This window comes from Ruegeria sp. YTSA219 (genome assembly GCF_059609985.1).
The window spans coordinates 262,189-277,328 of the sequence record NZ_JBXWMT010000004.1 but is presented as its reverse complement, the minus strand read 5'-3'; the positions used below and the strand labels follow the sequence as shown (position 1 = coordinate 277,328).

The 15,140-nt window shown below is 56.4% G+C and carries 12 protein-coding genes; 4 read left to right on the top strand and 8 right to left on the bottom strand.

From position 1 onward, the window contains the following. Positions 1-38 precede the first annotated feature (38 nt). Positions 39-575 carry a TRAP transporter small permease gene (locus AC2FFB_RS08690; protein ID WP_271949035.1) on the top strand — a complete coding sequence of 179 codons (537 nt, stop codon included), beginning with the start codon at positions 39-41 and terminating at the stop codon, positions 573-575. Positions 576-636: 61 nt separating this feature from the next. Further along, entirely contained in the window at positions 637-1,920 is a 1,284-nt protein-coding gene (locus tag AC2FFB_RS08685) for a TRAP transporter large permease (RefSeq protein ID WP_496689479.1), read from the top strand. A 59-nt stretch (positions 1,921-1,979) separates the two neighbouring features. On the opposite strand, the gene AC2FFB_RS08680 is transcribed toward AC2FFB_RS08685, so the two are convergent. Next, a complete protein-coding gene (locus tag AC2FFB_RS08680; RefSeq protein WP_142639848.1) occupies positions 1,980-3,284 on the bottom strand; it encodes a UDP-glucose dehydrogenase family protein in 1,305 nt (434 codons plus the stop codon). A gap of 160 nt (positions 3,285-3,444) precedes the next feature. On the opposite strand from AC2FFB_RS08680, the gene gmd reads away from it, so the two are divergent. Together gmd and fcl are read left to right on the top strand one after the other, a co-directional pair. Next, positions 3,445-4,569, top strand: a complete 1,125-nt coding sequence (gene gmd, locus AC2FFB_RS08675; protein WP_142639846.1) for a GDP-mannose 4,6-dehydratase — start codon at positions 3,445-3,447, stop codon at positions 4,567-4,569. 10 nt (positions 4,570-4,579) lie between these two features. Beyond that, on the top strand, positions 4,580-5,557 hold the full coding sequence (gene fcl / locus AC2FFB_RS08670; protein ID WP_496693788.1) for a GDP-L-fucose synthase: 978 nt from the start codon (positions 4,580-4,582) through the stop codon (positions 5,555-5,557). A 32-nt stretch (positions 5,558-5,589) separates the two neighbouring features. Here the strand turns inward: fcl and AC2FFB_RS08665 are convergent, their stop codons facing one another. The 7 genes from AC2FFB_RS08665 to AC2FFB_RS08635 all read right to left on the bottom strand — a co-directional run bounded on the left by AC2FFB_RS08665 (position 5,590) and on the right by AC2FFB_RS08635 (position 14,946). Continuing rightward, positions 5,590-6,666, bottom strand: a complete 1,077-nt coding sequence (locus tag AC2FFB_RS08665) for a DUF2793 domain-containing protein (RefSeq protein WP_496874790.1) — start codon at positions 6,664-6,666, stop codon at positions 5,590-5,592. A gap of 207 nt (positions 6,667-6,873) precedes the next feature. Continuing rightward, the gene (locus AC2FFB_RS08660) at positions 6,874-8,310 is read right to left on the bottom strand and encodes a mannose-1-phosphate guanylyltransferase/mannose-6-phosphate isomerase (RefSeq protein WP_496693786.1); all 1,437 of its coding nucleotides are present in this window, start codon (positions 8,308-8,310) and stop codon (positions 6,874-6,876) included. A 66-nt stretch (positions 8,311-8,376) separates the two neighbouring features. Then, the gene (gene galU, locus AC2FFB_RS08655; protein WP_496693785.1) at positions 8,377-9,270 is read right to left on the bottom strand and encodes a UTP--glucose-1-phosphate uridylyltransferase GalU; all 894 of its coding nucleotides are present in this window, start codon (positions 9,268-9,270) and stop codon (positions 8,377-8,379) included. 311 nt (positions 9,271-9,581) lie between these two features. Beyond that, positions 9,582-11,387, bottom strand: a complete 1,806-nt coding sequence (locus tag AC2FFB_RS08650) for an ABC transporter ATP-binding protein (protein ID WP_496693784.1) — start codon at positions 11,385-11,387, stop codon at positions 9,582-9,584. Between the two features lies 1 nt (position 11,388). Then, a complete protein-coding gene (locus AC2FFB_RS08645; RefSeq protein WP_142639834.1) occupies positions 11,389-12,318 on the bottom strand; it encodes an ABC transporter permease subunit in 930 nt (309 codons plus the stop codon). Positions 12,319-12,328: 10 nt separating this feature from the next. Further along, positions 12,329-13,252, bottom strand: coding sequence for an oligopeptide ABC transporter permease OppB (oppB, locus tag AC2FFB_RS08640; protein ID WP_142639832.1), 924 nt, complete (start codon positions 13,250-13,252; stop codon positions 12,329-12,331). A 65-nt stretch (positions 13,253-13,317) separates the two neighbouring features. Next, complete coding sequence (locus tag AC2FFB_RS08635; protein ID WP_142639830.1) at positions 13,318-14,946, bottom strand: peptide ABC transporter substrate-binding protein; 1,629 nt, start codon at positions 14,944-14,946, stop codon at positions 13,318-13,320. Positions 14,947-15,140 lie beyond the last annotated feature (194 nt).

Sequence of the window (15,140 nt, the reverse complement as noted above, 5' to 3'; positions counted from 1 at the left end):
TACGGAACGCTGACTGGCGGACCGAGGGAGGGAAAATCATGAAAAGCGCATTGGTCGCCCTGAGTAGGGGCACCGAGTTCATCGAGAAATTCGTTATCATTCTGGCCATATTGTTGATGATGGTGAATTCGACCGCTAACGCCATTGGCCGCTACGCCTTTGGCAAAAGCCTGTTCTTCTCGGAAGAGCTGAACCAGTTTCTGATTGTCAGCGTGACCTTTTTTGGATTTGCCTATGCGGTTCGGAAAGGTCGGAACATTCGGATGACGGCGGTTTATGACACGCTGTCCCGTCGGTCCAAGAAAGTGATCCTGACGCTGATTTCGATCACGACCAGCATGCTGCTGGCCTTTTTGGCCTACAAGTCCGTGTTCTACGTGCTTGAGATCAAAGAGCTGAACCGTCTGAGCCCGGCTCTGCAGTTTCCGGTCTATATCATCTACTCTGTGATCCCGGTCGGCCTGTTTATGGCCAGCCTGCAATATCTGATCGCATTCATCATGAATGTCACTCATGTCGGCATCTGGCACTCGTACGAGGTCGAGGACAATGACGCAGTGGATGTAGGAGTCTGAGATGCCCGGATTCCTTGATTTCCTTGGCGATGTCATAGCTGGTGAGCTGGATATCTATGTCATCACCTTTGCTCTGGTCATGGTGATGGTGGTTCTGCTGTTCCTCAGCTACCCGATGGTTGTTCCGCTAGCGGTTGCCACGCTGATTGGCCTTGTTCATTTCTCGCAAAGCGATACTGGCGTCATCATCCAGCAGATGGTCACCGGCATTTCGCCAAACGCGCTGATCGCTGTGCCGATGTTCATATTCGCCGCCGATATCATGGCGAGAGGTCATACGGCCAATAATCTGCTGGGGCTGATCGAAGCCTTTGTCGGTCACCGCCGGGCCGGATTGCCGATCACGGCCTGCATCAGTTGCACATTGTTCGGCTCGGTTTCGGGTTCGACTCAGGCGACCGTGGTTTCGATTGGTCAGATCATGCGGCCAAAGCTGCTGAAGGCCGGTTACAAGGACAGTTTTGTCATGGCGTTGATCATCAATGCCAGCGACATCGCCTTCCTCATCCCTCCAAGCATCGGGATGATCCTGTACGGCACGCTGGCCAATACCAGCGTGGGCGAGCTGTTCATTGCAGGAATTGGTCCGGGCGTTGTTCTGGCGCTGATGTTTTCGGTCTATTGCTATTTCTACAGCGTCCTGCAGGGCGATCTGATCGCGCGGGTGCCAAAGAAATCAGGTGCCGAGCGGCGCGCAGCGTTTCGCAAGGCCATACTGCCGCTTGGTTTCCCGGTCCTGATCGTCGGCGGTATCTACACCGGCGCAGTGACCCCGACCGAAGCAGCCTCGTTTTCGGTGCTTTATGCGCTGATCGTCGAATGCGTGATTTATAGGGAACTGAAACTCAACGACGTTTTGGATTCCGCTCTCAGCACAGGATTGATTACGGCGGTTGTGTTCATCCTTGTCGGGATCGGTCAGGCGTTTTCTTGGTATATTTCCTTCGAACAGATTCCACAGGGCCTGTTAGAGCCGCTGAACCTGGAAGGCGCGTCGCAGGAATACATCCTGTTCATCATAGCGCTGTGCTTCTTCGTGGGATGTATGTTCGTCGACTCGCTGGTCGTGCTTGTCATCCTTACGCCAATCTTCGTTCCGATCGTGGATGCCTCGGGGATTGATCCGGTTCTTGTCGGGGTTATGGTGACGCTGCAGATGGCCATCGGATCAGCAACACCGCCGTTTGGCTGCGATATCTTCACCGCAATCGCGATTTTCAACAGACCTTATCTTGAGGTGATCCGGGGCACTTTGCCGTTCTTCGCGATCCTGGCGCTGATGACGGCTATGCTGATCTACTTCCCAGGTATCGCGCTGTTCCTCAGGGATCTGGCGGCGTTTTGACAAAATGAATGACGGATGGCCGGTTGTTTTGAATCGGCCATCCAAACTTGATCCGAAGATCAGCGCCCAATACCGACGTAACTATCGAAGCCGGATTTCTTGACGGCGGGTTCGGAATAGATATTGCGCAGATCGACCATTCGGGGGGATTTCATCGTGCCAGCTAGTTCGCTCAGATTGAGCGCACGGAACTCGTTCCATTCGGTCAACAGCACAACGACATCCGCATCAGCAGCAGCAGCATAGGGGTCTTCGCACCATTCGACGCCGGGCAGCAGGGCCTCACCTTCGGAACGCCCCTGAGGGTCGACAACCCGCACCGTTGCCCCACCACCGATCAGTGCAGGCACGATAGTTAACGAGGGCGCATCACGCATATCGTCGGTATTGGGTTTGAAGGTCACGCCCAGAACAGCGATCGTTTTTCCATTGAAACTGTCGTCGCAGACATCTCGGATTTTCTGGATCATCCGTTTCTTGACCTCGTCATTCACCCGGATGACGGTTTCGGTGATCTGCATCGGGTGGGCATGTTCCTGACCGATCCGGGCCAGAGCGGCGGTGTCTTTTGGAAAGCACGATCCGCCATATCCCGGACCTGCATGTAGGAATTTATTGCCAATGCGCCCATCCAGACCGATGCCTCGGGCGACCTCTTTCACGTCGCCGCCAACACGTTCGCACAGGCCTGCGATCTCATTTATAAAGGTGATCTTGGTCGCAAGAAACGCGTTAGCGGCGTATTTGATCATCTCTGCGCTTTCCAGATCAGTGGTCAGGATCGGGAAGTCCCGCAGGTAAAGCGGGCGGTATATTTCCGCCATTACATCGGCGGCGCGGTCTGATTCAACGCCGACAACCACACGATCCGGGCGCATGAAATCATCAATGGCGGCCCCTTCGCGCAGGAATTCAGGGTTCGAGGCGACGTCGAATTCGGCCTTCGGGTTGGCGGCAGAAATGACCTGATGCACCTTGCGATTGGTGCCAACTGGAACGGTCGATTTGGTTACCACCACAGTGTAGCCCGTAATCGCATGCGCAATTTCTTCTGCGGCGGCCATCACATAAGTCAGATCGGCGTGACCGTCCCCGCGACGTGTGGGCGTGCCCACGGCAATAAAAACAGCATCCGCACCATCCACTGCTGCGGCCAGGTCCGTGGAAAAGCTGAGCCGACCAGCGGCTACGTTTTTGGCCATCAGGACGTCAAGCCCGGGCTCATATATCGGGACTTCGCCAGCCTGCAGCATCTCAATTTTCTGTTCGGCCTTGTCGACGCAAATGACATCATGGCCGAAATCGGAAAAACATACCCCGGACACCAAACCTACATAGCCGGTTCCGATCATCGCAATACGCATACTAAAATACCCTTCTTAACAAATACCGCCTTTGGCGCGCACACATTCGAAGAAAGTTCCGCCGGTTTCAATGCCTGTCAGCGTGCTTGGGTTGCATTCCGGGGATTCTTGCTGTTTTTGGGTCGGCAATCATACACATTTGTTTTCGTAGGGCGGAACTATGACAAAAACGGCATTAATCACCGGGATTACCGGACAAGACGGATCGTATCTGGCCGAGTTTTTGTTGGAAAAAGGTTATGAAGTTCACGGCATTAAGCGCCGCGCGTCCTCATTCAACACGCAACGCATCGACCACATCTATCAAGACCCACACGTTCCCAATCCCAAACTGCACCTGCACTATGGTGATCTGAGCGATACGTCTAACCTGACGCGAATCATTCGCGAAGTGCAGCCAGACGAGGTCTATAACCTTGGCGCACAGTCCCATGTGGCCGTCAGTTTTGAATCCCCGGAATACACTGCGGATGTGGATGCCATTGGTACTTTGCGTTTGCTGGAAGCGATACGTTTTCTCGGGCTCGAGAAAAAGACACGCTTCTATCAGGCCTCGACCTCGGAACTCTACGGTCTGGTGCAAGAGACTCCGCAACGCGAAACCACCCCGTTCCACCCAAGGTCACCTTATGCGGTTGCCAAACTCTATTCTTACTGGATCACGGTTAATTACCGTGAGGCCTATGGCATGTATGCCTGTAACGGGATCCTGTTTAACCACGAAAGCCCGCGCCGGGGCGAAACTTTTGTTACCCGCAAAATCACACGCGGTTTGGCAAATATTGCGCAAGGACTGGAAAGTTGCCTGTACATGGGCAATATCGACAGTCTGCGGGATTGGGGCCACGCGAAGGACTATGTGCGGATGCAATGGCTGATGCTGCAGCAGGACAATCCTGAGGATTTCGTGATTGCGACCGGGGTTCAGTATTCGGTACGACAGTTCATTGAATGGTCGGCAGCCGAGCTTGGCGTTTCACTGGAATTCACCGGGTCAGGCGTTGACGAAACCGCGACTGTCGTTTCGATCGAGGGGGACAAAGCCCCGGGATTGAAACCCGGTGACGTCGTAATGCGGATAGACCCACAATATTTTCGCCCGGCCGAGGTCGAAACCCTTCTGGGCGATCCCTCAAACGCCAAGAACAAACTGGGTTGGGTACCAGAACTGACCGTGCAGGAAATGTGCGCTGAGATGGTGACCGAAGACCTGAAGACGGCCAAACGTCACGCGCTTTTGAAAGAGCACGGGTTTGAGCTGCCAATGAGCCTGGAAAACGGCTGAGGAGGCCCTCATGCGTAAGATCTATGTTGCCGGGCATCGTGGTATGGTTGGCGGCGCAATCCTGCGCCGTTTGCAAAACCGCAAGGACGAAGGCGAAGCGCTGGAGTTGATCACGCGCAGGCATTCCGAACTGGATCTGACCGACCAACCCACCGTGCGTGATTTTATGCAGACCGAGCGTCCGGATATGGTGATCCTAGCCGCGGCCAAGGTTGGTGGGATTCACGCAAATAACACCTACCCCGCAGATTTCATTTACGAAAACCTGATGATTGAATGCAACGTGATCCATCAGGCTTTTGCAGCGGGGGTAAAGCATTTGCTGCAACTGGGCAGCTCGTGCATTTACCCACGGGCTGTCCCTCAGCCCATGCGTGAAGACGCTTTGCTGACCGGCGTGCTGGAACCCACCAACGAACCCTATGCCGTTGCAAAGATCGCCGGGATCAAGCTGTGTGAAAGCTATAATCGCCAACATGGTGTCGATTACCGGTCGGTTATGCCAACCAATCTTTACGGACCCGGAGACAATTTTCACCCCGAAAACAGCCATGTCCTGCCGGCCCTGATCCGCAGATTCCACGAGGCACAGCGCGACGGGCTGGAAGAAGTGGTGATCTGGGGCACAGGAAAACCGCGGCGCGAGTTTTTGCATGTTGATGATATGGCCGAGGCGTCCTTGTTTGTGCTCGACTTACCGCGCGATATCTACGACGCGAATACCCAGCCGATGCTGAGCCATATCAATGTGGGATGCGGCGAAGATATCTCAATCGCTGAGCTGGCGGCCCTGGTGGCCGGAACAACCGGATTCACGGGTAAGATCACTCAGGATGTCAGCAAGCCTGACGGGACACTGCGCAAGTTGATGGATGTGTCCCGACTGGCAGATATGGGGTGGCGCGCACGCGTTGGACTCGAAGATGGTATCCGCGAGACCTATGCGTGGTTTCTGGAGCAGGCAGACACCGATTTGCGCGCCAAATGACCGCCTGGGCACAGCTCCGGACGGTCTAAAGCTCAGAACCAGCGACCGGTTGCGATTACCGTTGGGGACAGGCTGCTTGTGTCCGACGATGCCGATAGAACCTTAAAGGGCACTTGTGTTTCAGTGGCCGCGCCTAAACCTATAAACCGGCTTGTCGCGCCGCCACTGCCACCGACCGAGGGTGAGGTTCCGGACGCAAAGGCTGCGGGAAAGCTCCAGGTGGTCTCGGCGCTGGAATACAGCGATCCTTCGGCGTTCACGCAATCGGTGGCCGTCAGAACGCCCGTGCAGATTTGTGTACCATCCGCAAACCGGACGTATTCGCCATTGGCGGTTGATCCGCGTTCGACGACCGCGCCGGTTGGCACCCCGGCGGTTTCTGACACAGAGCCCAGCAGGTTTCCGGGGCAGTAGCCATAGTCGGCCCGCATCAGGCGACCTGCGGTGATGTCTTCGGCATCGTTTTGAATGGCAGAGCCTGAGGCTGTTCCGGTGGCTGGGTCAAAGCTCAGCGCCTCGGTCCAGGATCCGCCATCAGCCGAGACTTTGATGGAAAAACCGGTGTTGCCGGACAATCCCATCTCCGCATGACCGACCCAGTTTGACTGGAACAAAAGCGAGGCGGTATCCCCGGTCGCTGCCTTGTTGATCTTCAACTGGTGCCCCGCCCCGTCATGGCTGAGCAACGTCGCAGGCGACCGGACCGATAGCCGATTGGTGCTGTCATACCCGGTTGCGATGCCCAACCCGTCCAGGTTCTGGGTCGCGACCTGAGGTTCGGACCAGTCTGCGCCGTCCCAGATCTTCAACCGGTTGGCCTGTTCATCCCAGGCCCGCCAGCCGATTCCCGGGGTCACAAAATGCCAGGCGTCATCCAACCAGGCCGCAAGGGCGCCCGGCTGCGCGGCCCAATCCCCGGTAGGGTTGGCACCGAGCGCGTGAATCTCGCCCTGTTCCGGCACCGCAGGCGGCACCGAGGCGTTTGTCGACGCTACGCTCAGCTGGACAATCAGGTCCAGAGCACGCAGCGCCTCGTTATGGGTGACATGTTTCTGAGCCTGCGAAGGTTGCAGGAAAGGTAAATCCAATCTGGATGAGTTCTGTGACACGGGCGGCGTCCTCCTGTAGCTGTCGGTCCGACTATTGCATTGCGCGCTACATTGCCGTGCCCAGGATGAATCCGGTCTGATCTGACCGAACGTTCGAATAATCATTTGCTAACGTTTGGAGGATTCCATGGGGCGTAGCCAAAGGTCTGGATTCAACGAAAAAGGACAGCCGAAGCTGCCCTTAAGTTTACCAATCGCCGCTAAAGGTTAGCTGCGGGCGTACACATCCTCGTACCGGATGATGTCGTCCTCACCCAGATAAGACCCGGTCTGGACCTCGATCAGAACCATCGGCACCTTGCCCGGATTCTCCATCCGATGAACGGCGCCGAGCGGGATGTAGACAGATTGGTTTTCAGAGATCAGGCGCACATCTTCGTCGATCGTAACTTTTGCCGTGCCCTGAACAACGATCCAGTGTTCAGACCGGTGGTGATGGGATTGCAGGCTTAGTGAGGCGCCGGGGTGAACGTGAATGCGTTTGACCTGGAACCGATCCCCGATGACCAGGCTTTCGAACCAGCCCCAAGGGCGATGATCGACCGGCAGCGACTCCGCTTGTTTGGCACCTTTGGCCTTCAGGGCCGCAACCGCTTGTTTGACGTCCTGAGCCTTGTCCATGCTGGCCACCAAAACCGCATCGGGCATGGCGACCGCGATCATGTTTTCCAGACCCATCGCAACAACTTCTTGCGTGGGGGTTTCTGAACGCACCAATACGTTCCGGCAGTCAATGGTGGTAACCTGGCCCGTGGTGGCAACGCCATCGGCGTCTGGATTGCTCAGCTCTTGAACTGCCGACCAGCTGCCGACATCCGACCAGCCCGACGCATAGGGCACGACGCTCAGATTGCTGGCTTTCTCCATGACCGCATAGTCGATCGAGATATCCTCGACCGTGCCCCAGGCTTGGGGGTCGAGGCGCAGAAACCCGAGGTCGGTCTTTGCCTCACGGACGGCCTTGCCGACCGGGTCCAGCAGTGCGGGCGCATGTTCTTTGAATGCAGCTATTATGTCTTTGACCGCGAACAGAAATATCCCCGAATTCCAAAGATAGCTGCCATCGGCGATCATGGCTTGGGCATTCTGCAGATCAGGCTTTTCGACAAAACGGTCCAGCGCAATGGCGGTGTTGCCCGTATCTGGGGCATGGCTGAGCTTGAGATATCCATAGCCGGTTTCCGGCCGGTCCGGAGTGATCCCGAAAGTGACGAGATCCCCACGATCCGAAATCGCGCGCGCGCCTTCGGTAACTGCCTGATGAAAAGCAGCTTTGTCCGGGATGACATGGTCCGATGGGGCGACAAGCATGATCGCATCCGGGTTGCTGGCGGCCAGATACAACGCGGCGGCCAGAACCGCTGGTGCTGTGTTGCGCCCTTCGGGTTCGATCAGAATGGGGCCCGGATCTATGCCAATCGCGCCCAGTTGTTCCGGAACCACAAAACGGAATGCATCATTGGTAAGGATCAGCGGCTTGGCATAAGGCGCGTCCTTGGGTCCCTGCATTCGTTCAGCACAATCCTGAAGCAGGCTTGAATCACCGATCAGAGGGACGAACTGCTTGGGGTAACTTTTGCGCGACAGGGGCCACAGTCGGGTGCCGGACCCTCCGCAGAGTATGATGGGATGGATGGTGGTCATTGCGGCTTGCCTCGAAGGTTCTTGGACTTTGTCACTTTAGAAACGACATGCTGAAGGTTGCGGGCGCTATTGAGCGGCCTTCCCGGCGGCGACTATCTCGTTCAGATATTGGCTCAGGTCATCACGCAGATCGCTACGGGCCAGAGCAAAGGCAACAGTTGCCTGAAGGAACCCGGCTTTCGAGCCGCAATCAAATCGCTGACCGTCGAATTTATAGCCAAACACGGGCACACCGTTACAGATGTCTTCTGCGATAGCATCGGTCAGCTGAATTTCACCGCCACTGCCCTTTTTCTTTTGGTTGAGATTGTACAGCACTGACGGCCCCAGAATATACCGACCGATAACGGCCAGGTTCGAGGGGGCTTCTTCCGGCTTGGGCTTTTCAACCATTCCTCTGGCGCGTACCACGGAGCCGACGTTTTCGCCTACATCCAGAACGCCATAGGAACTGGTTTTTTCGTTTGGCACTTCCATCGTTGCGACCATGTTGCCGCCGGTTTCCTCATAGGCTTCGACCATCTGCTGCAGACAGGGTTTATCAGCAGCAATGACGTCATCCGGCAACATTACGGCAAATGGCTCGTCGCCGATCAGCCGGCGGGCGCACCAGACCGCATGGCCCAGACCAAGCGCCTTGTGCTGGCGGATATAGGCGATGGCGCCGCTTTCCATATTCGTTGCATTCAGCGCTTCAAGCAGGTCATCCTTGCCCTTGGCCTTGAGCTCTTGTTCCAGAACGAGGTTGTGATCAAAGTAATCTTCCAGCGCAGATTTGCCACGCGAAGTTACAAAGATGAATTCGGTAATACCTGCGGCGCGGGCTTCGTCGATTGCGTATTGAACCAAAGGACGGTCAACCAGTGTCATGATCTCTTTGGGGACGGATTTTGTCGCTGGGAGAAAACGCGTGCCCAATCCCGCAACGGGGAAAATCGCCTTGGTGACCTTGCGTACCATGTTACCTCTCAAATTCAATTCTTGCCCGACCGCGTAGGGCAGGCCGGGGTTTCCTATTAGGCTGCGCAGTCAGAACAATCAATGACATCGCGGCCGCAGTCTAAAATCTGACAGGAAGGTGCCACCGGGGGTAGGGGAAGTCAAAACGAACCGCCGTTTGATGCCTTTGAAACCCGTCATTTACCGGTGTTTTGTTGTACAATCCGGCCCTTCGTCCATTCATTGGCAAGAATACGCCAAGAATCGTCATGAAGTCGTGCAAAGCCGAACCTGTCCCCGAGGCTGTTCATGCGGCCTCGGGGACAGGGGATTTATGTGTTCGCCAGGATTGTCTCAAGCGGATCATGCTCGGCGACGAAATGGTTCGGGGCGACCTCGTTCAGCTGAGGCACATATTCGTTCTGACCGGCCGATAACCGACTGGGCAGGAACCTAAGCGCCGCCTTTGGATCCATCGGAGACGGCAGCTCGCCCGGCAGTTTCAGCCGTTGACGCTGCCGTTCCACATCCGGATCGGGGATCGGAACCGCAGAGATCAGCGATTTGGTATAGGGATGGAGCGGTTGCGAACAGACCACCTCACCATCGCCCAGTTCAACGATGCGGCCCAGATACAGCACCATGATCCGGTTCGACACCGCGCGCACAACGGACAGGTCGTGGCTGATGAAAATCATCGACAGCCCGAATTCCTGCTGCAGCTCTTTCAAAAGCTCTACGATCTGGGCCTGGATCGACACGTCCAGAGCCGAGACCGCCTCGTCACAAATGATCAGCTTGGGCTTGTTGATCATCGCCCGCGCGATCCCGACCCGCTGGTTCTGCCCACCAGACAGCTCGTGCGGATAGCGGTTGATCATGTTGGCCTGCAGGCCAACCCGCTCCATCATTTCGCCGACCATTTTCTTGCGCTCACGCTCTGTCAGATCCGGGCGATAGGTTTTCAGCGGTTCGGCGATAGAGGCCGAGATGGTCATCCGCGGATCGAGGCTGGCCAGCGGATCCTGGAACACAATCTGCAGGTCCTTGCGGTACTTGTTCAGCTCGGCCCGCTTTAGCCCGACTATCGGATGGCCCAACCAGCTGACATTGCCACCGCTGGGTTCGATCAGCTGCAGAACCGCCCGCGCCAGTGTGGATTTGCCACAGCCGGATTCACCCACAACGCCCAGCGTTTCGCCCTTACGGATGTCAAAGCTGACACCGTCCACAGCTTTCAGCGGTACCTTGCGCCCGAACAACCCGCCCGACACGTGGATCGGGAAATGCACTTTCACGTCATCGACCCTAAGCAAAGGTGCGTCAGTTTCTTCCAGCGCTTTTGGCGCGTCACCGGCATCAATGCGCGGCATCGCTTCAAGCAGGGTGCGGGTGTATTCATGCTGCGGCGCGCGGAAGATCTCGCGTGTGTCCCCGGCCTCAACAAACTGACCCAGACGCATGACCTGAATGCGGTCACACATCCGTGCCACCACGCCCATGTCATGCGTGATCAGCGCAATGGCGGTGCCTTCGTCCTTTTGCAAGCGCACCATCAGGTCCAGGATGTCGGCCTGAACCGTCACATCCAGCGCGGTGGTTGGCTCATCTGCGATCAGCAGCTTGGGGCTGCACAGCATCGACATTGCAATCATGACACGCTGACGCATGCCCCCGGACAATTCGTGCGGGTATTGATCCAGACGACGGTTTGCCTCGGGGATGCGGACCCGATCCAACCACTCCAGACAGCGCGCTCGCGCGGCCGAACCCTGCAACCCTTCGTGAACCTGCAGAACTTCACGCATTTGCTGCCCGACCCGCAGATGCGGGGTCAGGGCGGTCAGCGGATCCTGAAAGATCATGCCGACGTCATCGCCCCGGATCTGGTTCAGCTTGTTGATCGGCAGATTCAGGATTTCCTTGCCGTTCAGCGTGGCCGATCCGATTGCACGACCCGCTGAAGGCAACAGCCCCATCGCGGCCATGAAAGTCTGGCTTTTACCGGACCCGCTTTCGCCCACAATACCAAGGCATTCGCCCGGATTAATGTCAAAGCTGATGCCTTTGACGGCCTCGACCACACCATCGGGGGTGTCGAACTGGACGCTTAGGTCCTTAACAGAGAACAGGCTCATATCAGCGATCCTTTGGGTCCAGAGCGTCACGCAGCCCATCGCCGATGAAGAACATCGTGATGATAATGGCGACATAGAATGTCAGAGGGAACATCAGCTGCCAGAGGGTTCCGTACCCCATTGTGCCTGCCCCTTCAGCGATCAGACGGCCTAGCGAGGTATAGGGCTCCGAGATGCCAAGTCCGAGGAACGAGATAAAGCTTTCGGTCAGGATCATCTCGGGCACCAGAAGCGAAGCATAGACGATTACCACACCCAGCAGGTTGGGCAGGATATGGCGATACATGATGGTGAATTCGCTGACACCGGCGGCACGCGCGGCCTCGATGAATTCGCGGTTTTTCAGGGCCAGAGTCTGCCCTCTGACGATCCGTGACATGGTCAGCCAACCAACCGCGCCCAATGCGATGAACAGGGTAAAGAACGACCGACCGGCCACTACAAGCAACAGAATGATGATCAGAGTTGTCGGAATGGCCAGAAGGATATCGACGAACCGCATCATCGCGCCGTCAAGGCGCCCGCCAATATACCCGGCGGCGATGCCATAGCAGGTGCCAACAATCAACGCGGTGGCCGCCCCGACAAGCCCCACCAACAACGATGTTGTTGTGGCCTGAATGACCCGGCTGTAAAGGTCGCGCCCCAGATCGTCGACGCCAAAGAAGTGCCCGGTCTCGATCGACGGCATTCCCATGCCACGGATGTCACCCATCACGTTCCAGTCGATTTCCTCATTGCTCCAAACGGCGAAATATGGGCCGAAGATTGTGAACAGAACGATCATCAGCAATATGAATACGCTCGCCATTGCGGCTTTGTTGCGGACAAACCGCATCCGCGCATCCTGCCAGAGGGAACGCCCCTGAACGGCCGTGAAATCGGTGATGTCCTCGGCCAGATGGGCGGCTTTTTGTGATTTTCCTAGCATTTTGTGCCCCTTAGTACCGGATTTTCGGATCGAACCAGGCATATGCCAAGTCGGTCAGCAGGTTCACGATCACTGTAAGCGTGCCGTACAAGATCGTGACCCCCAGCAGCACCGCATAGTCACGCGACAGGGCCGAGCCGACATAAGCCTGCCCCAGACCACCGGTCGAGAAATAGATGTCGACAAAAACCGATCCGGTCAGAACATAGACAAAGACCGGGCCGAGATAGGACACCACCGGCAGCAGCGTGGGCTTCAACGCATGGCGCCAGATTACGGTCCTGGTAGGCAAACCCTTGGCCCGGGCCGTGCGGATGAAGTTCGAGTTCAGAACTTCCAGCATCGACGAACGGGTAATCCGCGCGATCGACCCCATATAGGACGTGGCCAATGCGATGACCGGCATGATCAGATATTGCCACTGACCGCCGTTCCAGCCACCACCCGGCAACCATCCCAGCCACAAAGTGAAGGTCAGGATCAGGATCGGGCCCATGATGAAGTTCGGCAGCGCCTGCGCAGCGATCCCCAGACCTACGGCAAAATAGTCGATCCAGCTGTTGTGTCGGATGGCCGCGGCGATCCCAAGGCCAATACCTACGACACTCGCCAGCAGGAATGACAATGACCCGTAAGTGAGCGAGATCGGGAAGCCTTGCGAAATGATATCATTGACGTCCCGGTCCTTGAACTTGAAGGACGGGCCGAAATCGAAATGCACGACAATGTTGTACAGATAGTCCCAAAGCTGTTTCCACAGCGGCTGGTCCAGACCATAGCGCGCCTCGATATTGGCCAGCACCTGCGGCGGCAATGGTCGTTCCGAGGTAAACGGCCCGCCGGGCGCGTAGTGCATCAGAAAAAAACAGGCAACGATCAGCAACAGGATCGTTGGAACGGCGATCAGCAATCGCCGGATGATATAGGCAAGCATTTCATGCCCCCATTATTGGCTTTGCCCCGGGGTGATCCTCGGGGCAAAGCGTGGTCTAAGGAAGGTTATTCGGCGATCTTGTAGAGGTTCTTGGAGTACCAGTTCTGCTCTACGTTCTTGACCGGCCAGTTGCCGACATCGCTGTCCATCATGTAGACGCCAGCATAGTGATAGATCGGGATAACCGGAGTCTCTTGTGCAATGATCCGCTCAACCTCGGTATACAGTGGTGCTGCGTCATCTGCTGTCTTGGCCTGGGTCAGCAATTCGTCAACCTTGGAGTTGTTGTACTTGCCGTCGTTATAGCCGGAATCCGACTGCAACAGGTCCAGGAAGGTCGAGGCTTCGTTATAGTCGCCACACCAGGCGCCACGGGCCAGATCGAAGTTCTGGTTGCCGCGCTCTTCCAGGAACACTTTCCATTCCATGTTGGCCAACTCGACCTGTACGCCCAGTTTCTGTTTCCACATCTGGCTCAGTGCCACTGCGACTTTCTTATGGGCCTCTGATGTGTTGTAGACCATGTCAAAGCTCAGCGGGTTGTCGGGGCCAAATCCGGCCTCGGCCAGCAGCTCCTTGGCCAGCTCGTCACGCTCGGCTTGCGTCATCGAAGCCATTTCGACCTCTGGGACGGTGAACCCAGCGGTTGCTTCGGGTGCGAACGTATATGCGGGCGGCTCACCACCGGCTTTGACGTTCTTGGTGATGATGTCGCGGTCAACTGCAAGAGACAGGGCTTGACGTACATTTGGGTTCTTGAATTCTTCCGGTCCGCTGTCAGACAGGTTGAATGTATAGTAATAGTTGCACAGGCGCGGGAAGCTGATGGCCTCTTCGGGGTGCTCTTTCTGTAGGCGCGGGAACTGACCTGCAGGTACTTCAGTGCGGTCCAGCTCGCCTGCAAGGTAACGGGTCAGGGCTACGTTTTCGTCGTTGATGACAAGGGCCACGACTTTTTCGACAATCGTATTGTCGTTGTCCCAATACATCTCGTTGCGCTCACGGACCGAGCGTTCCTGTGGCAGGTGTTCGGTCAGAACATAGGCGCCGTTCGAGACGATGTTTTCCGGCTTAGTCCAGGCGTCGCCGAACTCTTCGATCACCTTCTGCGGGGCAGGGAAGGTGGTGGAATGGGTGGTCATTTGCGCGAAATAAGGCAGTGCTGCGCTCAGCTTGACCTCAAGTGTGTGGTCGTCGATGGCGGTTACGCCCAGTTCGTCCACTGGCTTCTCACCAGCAATGATTTCGGCCGCATTTTCGATCGACATCAGCTCCATGAACCACGCATAGGGCGAGGACAGAGCGGGATCGACGGCACGTTTCCATGCAAAAACGAAATCGCCTGCCGTGACCGGATCACCATTGGACCATTTGGCGTTATCACGCAGTGTAAATGTGTAAACGTCCTTGGTATCGTTTGTGGTATAGCCGGTTGCGACGCCGGGCACCAAATTGCCGTCTTCGTCCTGGTTCATCAGGCCTTCGAACAGGTCGCGGACAATTTCCGCACCGGTAACGTCTTCAACAACCTGCGGGTCAACCGAACTGTGCTCATCCAGAACGCGATAGGTGAAGGTTTGATCATCCGCCAGCGCCTCGCCGGTTTCGGGATGGGTGCCGGCGGCAAATGCAGCGCCGGTGATCATGGTCGAGGTCAGTAGCCCCGCCAGAGATGTCCGAATGTATTTGTTCATATCTTTCTACTCCCATTTGTGTGGTGGCAAGGTACGCACATCCGTTCAGGATGGTCGCTGACCACCATGATTGTCCGACTCAGATAGACCGGGACTTGTTCGAATTTTGCTTTTTCAGATCGCAATGAACACCGCGTCGCAGTCTTTCGGTTTGCTGTCGGAAACGTAGTTGCGAAAGTCGCCTTTCACTGATG

What these genes read in the sequence shown, in the direction of transcription:
- AC2FFB_RS08690 (WP_271949035.1), top strand. Translation starts at nt 39, where the DNA reads ATGAAAAGCGCATTGGTCGCCCTGAGTAGGGGCACCGAGTTCATCGAG.
- AC2FFB_RS08680 (WP_142639848.1), bottom strand. Translation starts at nt 3,284, where the DNA reads ATGCGTATTGCGATGATCGGAACCGGCTATGTAGGTTTGGTGTCCGGG.
- gmd (WP_142639846.1), top strand. Translation starts at nt 3,445, where the DNA reads ATGACAAAAACGGCATTAATCACCGGGATTACCGGACAAGACGGATCG.
- fcl (WP_496693788.1), top strand. Translation starts at nt 4,580, where the DNA reads ATGCGTAAGATCTATGTTGCCGGGCATCGTGGTATGGTTGGCGGCGCA.
- AC2FFB_RS08660 (WP_496693786.1), bottom strand. Translation starts at nt 8,310, where the DNA reads ATGACCACCATCCATCCCATCATACTCTGCGGAGGGTCCGGCACCCGA.
- galU (WP_496693785.1), bottom strand. Translation starts at nt 9,270, where the DNA reads ATGGTACGCAAGGTCACCAAGGCGATTTTCCCCGTTGCGGGATTGGGC.
- AC2FFB_RS08650 (WP_496693784.1), bottom strand. Translation starts at nt 11,387, where the DNA reads ATGAGCCTGTTCTCTGTTAAGGACCTAAGCGTCCAGTTCGACACCCCC.
- AC2FFB_RS08645 (WP_142639834.1), bottom strand. Translation starts at nt 12,318, where the DNA reads ATGCTAGGAAAATCACAAAAAGCCGCCCATCTGGCCGAGGACATCACC.
- oppB (WP_142639832.1), bottom strand. Translation starts at nt 13,252, where the DNA reads ATGCTTGCCTATATCATCCGGCGATTGCTGATCGCCGTTCCAACGATC.
- AC2FFB_RS08635 (WP_142639830.1), bottom strand. Translation starts at nt 14,946, where the DNA reads ATGAACAAATACATTCGGACATCTCTGGCGGGGCTACTGACCTCGACC.